Annotated in this window: 4 protein-coding genes; 2 read left to right on the top strand and 2 right to left on the bottom strand. The window is 75.1% G+C overall.

Features of this window, described 5'->3' with window-relative positions; all coding sequences use genetic code 11:
* Positions 1–947 (bottom strand): DUF4349 domain-containing protein (locus ABZ371_RS29870; RefSeq protein ID WP_358685436.1); only part of this gene is annotated, 947 nt, incomplete at its 3' end.
* A 127-nt stretch (positions 948–1,074) separates the two neighbouring features.
* On the opposite strand from ABZ371_RS29870, the gene hemG reads away from it, so the two are divergent.
* Entirely contained in the window at positions 1,075–2,592 is a 1,518-nt protein-coding gene (gene hemG / locus ABZ371_RS29865; RefSeq protein ID WP_358685434.1) for a protoporphyrinogen oxidase, read from the top strand.
* Complete coding sequence (gene hemQ / locus ABZ371_RS29860; protein WP_358685432.1) at positions 2,589–3,302, top strand: hydrogen peroxide-dependent heme synthase; 714 nt, start codon at positions 2,589–2,591, stop codon at positions 3,300–3,302. The genes hemG and hemQ overlap by 4 nt, the downstream gene beginning before the upstream one ends.
* 307 nt (positions 3,303–3,609) lie before the next feature.
* Here the strand turns inward: hemQ and ABZ371_RS29855 are convergent.
* Positions 3,610–4,089, bottom strand: a 480-nt coding sequence (locus ABZ371_RS29855; protein WP_358685429.1) for a TIGR04222 domain-containing membrane protein, incomplete at its 5' end; no start/stop codon positions are given.

Here is a 4,089-nt window from a genome sequence, read left to right as displayed (position 1 = left end):
CGCGTGCGGCGGCCGCGCGTGCGACGCCACAGGAACACCAGGACGGCGGCGGTGGCGAGGAAGGGCGCCGTCGCACCGAGGCCCACGGCGACCCACCGCAGCATGGCCACGAACGCGTCCCAGCCGCCGCCCAGCGCGTCGAGGAAACCGGGGTCGCTCTCCCCGGCGTCCTCGTCGTCCGCGTACGGCTCGCTGAGCTCCAGGGTGATCGTCGCCAGCGCGGTGCGGTCCTCGAGGGAGGCGCGCTGGGCGAGGAGCGCCTCCAGATCCGCCTGACGGCTGCTCAGCTCCCCTTCGAGCGTCACCACGTCGGAGAGCTTCTCCGCCTTGTCCATGAGGGCACGCACCCGGGCGACACTCGCCCGCTGGGTGGAGATCCGGCTCTCGGCGTCCACGACCTGGCCGGTGACGTCCTTCGCGCCGGACGTGCGGGACAGCAGCTTCCCGGAGCCCTCCAGTGTGCGCAGCACGGAGCCGTACCGGTCCTGGGGCACACGCAGCACCAGGTGCGAGGTCTCGTGGGTGCCGTCGACCCGCTCCGTCCGCTCGTCCCCGACGAGCCCGCCGGCACCCTCCGCGGCGCGGCGGGCGGCGGCCACCGCCTTCGGCACGCTCCTCACCTCGACCTCCAGGGTGGCCGTCCGGATGACGTGGACCGCGACGGCGGCGCCCGGCGCGGCGGTCCCGGACGCCCCGGCGGCCGGCTCGCGGCCGGACCGCTCGTCCGCGTGGCCGGCTCCCTCCGCCTTGCCGCCGGCGGCCTCCGGCGCCGCCGCCTTCCGGTCGGACGCGCTGTCGGCCGCACCACCGCCTCCGCCGCAGGCCGCGGTGGACAGGAGTACGGCGAGGAGCCCGGCCGCCACGAGGGCGCGCGGGCGGCGCCTCGCGGGGCGGGCGGGCGGACGGCTGTCCGTGTGCCGGTCGTGGTGTCGCTGCTGTGCGCGCATGACGTGTCCCCCCAGGGCCGTTGTCGTCGATCACCGCTTCGACGTGGGCGGCCGGGCGGGGGTTGCCGGTCAGGGGTTTCGAAGCGGTCACGTTCGGGACGCGAAACGGATTTGAGAGAGTGGACCCATGCACCGTCCTCCTCAGCGCGACACCACACGCACGGGCCACGTCGTCGTCATCGGCGGCGGCATCGCCGGACTCGCCGCCGCCCACCGGCTGCTGGACTCCGGACTCCGGGTCACGGTCCTGGAGGCGACGGAGCGGCTCGGCGGCAAGCTGATGACCGGGGAGGTCGCGGGCACGCCCGTCGACCTCGGTGCCGAGTCCATGCTCGCGCGCCGCCCGGAAGCGGTCGAGCTGGCCACCGGCGTCGGCCTCGGGGACCGCCTGCAGCCACCCGCCACCGCCACCGCCTCGCTCTGGACCCGGGACGCCCTGCGCCCCATGCCCAAGGGGCACGTGATGGGCGTCCCGGGTGATCCGGCGGCCCTCGCGGACGTGCTGTCGCCGGAGGGGCTGGCCCGGATCGCGCGGGAGCGCGACCTCGCCCCGACCCCGGTGGGCGACGACGTGGCCGTGGGCGCGTACGTCGCCGGCCGGCTGGGCCGCGAGGTCGTCGACCGGCTCGTGGAGCCGCTGCTGGGCGGCGTGTACGCGGGCGACGCCTACCGCCTCTCGATGCGGGCCGCCGTACCGCAGCTGTACGAGGCGGCGAAGGAGGGCGGCTCCCTCCTCGACGCCGTGCTGCGCGTCCAGGAGCGGGCAGCCGCACGCCGGCAGACCGGACCGGTCTTCCAGGGCATCGACGGAGGGATCGGAGTGCTCCCCGGCGCCGTCGCCGACGCCGTGCGTGCCGCGGGAGCCGAGATCCTCACCGCCGCTCCCGTGCTCGGCCTCACCCGGACCGGGAACGGCTGGGACGTACGCACCGACACCCGGGTGATCGCCGCCGACGGCATCGTCCTCGCCACCCCCGCGTGGTCCGCCTCCACGCTGCTCGCCGCCGAGTGCCCGGCCGCCTCCGCCGAGCTGGCGGAGGTGGAGTACGCGTCGATGGCCCTGGTCACCCTGGCCTTCCGCCGCTCCGACGTCGAGGCGACCGCGGCGCTGCGGGGGCGCTCCGGCTTCCTGGTGCCACCGGTCGACGGACGCACGATCAAGGCCTCCACCTTCTCCAGCAACAAGTGGCGGTGGGTCGCCGACGCGGCCCCCGGGCTGTTCGTGCTGCGCACCTCCGTGGGCCGTTACGGCGAGGAGGACCACCTGCACCGCGAGGACTCCGAGCTCGTCGCGGTCTCGCTCCGCGATCTGGCGGCAGCCACCGGGCTGGCCGCGCGCCCCGTCGACACCGCGGTCACCCGCTGGATCGGCGGGCTGCCGCAGTATCCCGTGGGCCACCTGACCAGGGTCGCCCGGATCCGCGAGGCCGTCGCGGCGCTGCCGGGCCTGCGGGTGTGCGGAGCGGCGTACGACGGCGTCGGGATCCCCGCCTGTGTCGCGAGCGCGCGGCGGGCGGCGGACGAGATCGTCCAGGACGTCGCGGGCCGCGGCACCGCCGGACCCCGGCGGGACGGCGAAAGAGATCATCGCCACGCCGACCCGGGTTCAGGGCACTCGGAGCGAGGCGGGACAATAGCCGTATGAGTGCGCCAGAGAAGCTTCCGAACGCAGGCAAGAAGGCCAAGGACCTCAACGAGGTCGTGCGCTACACCCTGTGGTCCGTCTTCAAGCTGCGGGATGTGCTGCCCGTCGACCGCGCCGGCTACGCCGACGAGGTACAGGAGCTGTTCGACCGGCTCGCGGCCGAGGACATCACCGTCCGCGGTACCTACGACGTCTCCGGCCTGCGCGCCGACGCCGATCTGATGATCTGGTGGCACGCGGAGACCGCCGACGAACTGCAGGGGGCCTACAACCTCTTCAGGCGCACGAAGCTGGGCCGCGCACTGGAGCCGGTCTGGTCGAACATGGCCCTGCACCGCCCCGCCGAGTTCAACAAGTCGCACATCCCGGCCTTCCTGGCCGACGAGACGCCGCGCGACTACATCAGCGTCTACCCGTTCGTGCGGTCCTACGACTGGTACCTCCTGCCGGACGAGGACCGCCGCCGCATGCTGGCGGACCACGGCAAGATGGCCCGTGGCTTCCCGGACGTGCGCGCCAACACGGTCGCCTCCTTCTCGCTCGGCGACTACGAGTGGATCCTCGCCTTCGAGGCCGACGAACTGCACCGTATCGTCGACCTCATGCGCCACCTGCGGGCCTCCGAGGCGCGGATGCACGTCCGCGAGGAGGTCCCGTTCTACACGGGCCGCAGGAAGTCCGTCGCAGACTTGGTGTCCGGTCTCGCATAGCCAGCGTTTCCGGCCGCCCCGACCCGGAAGATCAGTTGGCGGGCAACGGCGCGTGTGACGCCGCCCGTCGTTCCAGCGACACCGGGTCCGGTTCCGGGCGCACATCGGCCTGTGACCGGCGAACGGCGGTGGCCTGCGGGGGAGTCAGCCATACCTCCCCGCCGGCCGCCGCTCGCCGCCGTACACGGCCGATGTGTCCCGGACCGAACAACACACGGCGCGTGTGCGCCGCGCAGGCCGTCCCGGCAGGGGCGGCCTTTCGCGTGGGCGGGCCCGCGGTGGCCGGCCCGCGCCGTGCCCGTCGCGCTCAGCGGACGGGGTGTGCCGGGCGGCCGCCGCGCAGGGCGGCCCGCAACTCCGGGTCCTGCAAGGCGTCGACGCCGCGTACGGCCACCGCCGCGAGCAGGTCGCGGTCGGCGCCGCGCACCGGGGCCGGCAGGGAGTCCAGCCACCGCTGCCCGGACGGCGAGGCCCACGGGCTGTACGGGTGGCTCTCCACCCGCGAGATGGCCAGGCACCCCAGCGTGAGCACCAGGGGCAGCCCGAACCAGGCGGCCACCGGGCCCGCGTACCCGGTCTCCTGACCGGGCATCAGCATCGCCGCGGCGGCGAGCGCCACCACCAGCACGGCCGCGCCGCGCACGGCCCGCACCGCCGACTCCAGGCCGTTGCGCGTGCCGTGCGGCACGGCCAGTCCCGCCGCGTCGATGCGGTGGGGCAGGCCCCCCACGGCGTCGGCCGCGGCAGCCCCCGCGCGCAGGGGCGCAAACCCGGCCTGGCCCGCCGG

The organism is Streptomyces sp. NPDC005899, assembly GCF_040629645.1.
Taxonomy (GTDB): domain Bacteria; phylum Actinomycetota; class Actinomycetes; order Streptomycetales; family Streptomycetaceae; genus Streptomyces.
The sequence above is the reverse complement of the archived record's forward strand: the minus strand, read 5'-3'. Positions and strand labels throughout refer to the sequence as shown.